The following is a 712-nucleotide window of genomic DNA, read 5'->3' as shown; positions in this document are numbered from 1 at the left end:
CCCTCGGCGTCGCCGTTGGCGGTGGCGGCCGTGCTCGACGGCCGGCGGCTCTACCGCCGGCGCGCCGACCTGCAGGCCGTCATCACGGCCGACGACCCGGCGGGCAGCGCCAAGTTGGCCGTTGCCCTCCGGCGCCAGGCGGCGAAGCGGGAGGTGGCGCAGCGCGACGATCCCGAGGGTTGCGCCCGCCGCGACGTGCGGCGCGCGCTGGCCGTCGCGAGGCGCGTCGCCGCCGGCGAAACGCCGTCCGCCGCCCAGCTTGCGGCGCTGGGCTGCGCGCTGAGCGATGTGCAGGTGCGCGACACGCTGTATGCCCTCGCGGTCGGCGAGCGGGCGGGCGAGGCCGAGTCGCTGTGGGCGCTGCTGGCGCGCGGCCTGCCGCCGCCCTGGCGCGTCGAGGCCCTGGTGTTGCTCGCGTTCAGCGCGTACGCCCGCGGCGACGGCCCGCTGGCCGGCGTGTCGCTGGAGGCCGCGCTGCGTTGCGACCCCGACCACCGGATGGCACGCATGCTGGATCAGGCGCTGCAGTCCGGAATGAAGCCCGACGCCATCCGGGAGCTGGCGGCCACCGGCTACCGGCTGGCCAAGCGGTTGGGGGTGCGGCTGCCGCCGCGACGGGCTTTCGGGCGCCGGGCGGGCTAGCCGCTCAGACCTTCTCGACCTTGACGGCGTGCGCCATCTCGTGCGGCAGGGTGACGTTCTCGTGGCCGGG

Annotated in this window: 2 protein-coding genes; one reads left to right on the top strand and one right to left on the bottom strand. The window is 77.0% G+C overall.

Annotated features, from left to right (window positions below):
* Positions 1-642, top strand: a 642-nt coding sequence (locus tag A5655_RS05230) for a DUF4192 domain-containing protein (RefSeq protein WP_156764703.1), incomplete at its 5' end; no start/stop codon positions are given.
* A gap of 4 nt (positions 643-646) precedes the next feature.
* Here A5655_RS05230 and A5655_RS28570 read toward each other — a convergent pair.
* Positions 647-712: hypothetical protein (locus tag A5655_RS28570; RefSeq protein ID WP_231999073.1), on the bottom strand; the 66-nt coding region annotated here is incomplete at its 5' end.

Origin of the sequence: Mycobacterium sp. 1081908.1, from assembly GCF_001673535.1 — a bacterium.
Taxonomy (GTDB): Bacteria; Actinomycetota; Actinomycetes; order Mycobacteriales; family Mycobacteriaceae; genus Mycobacterium.
This window is presented reverse-complemented; position numbering and strand designations above follow the sequence as displayed.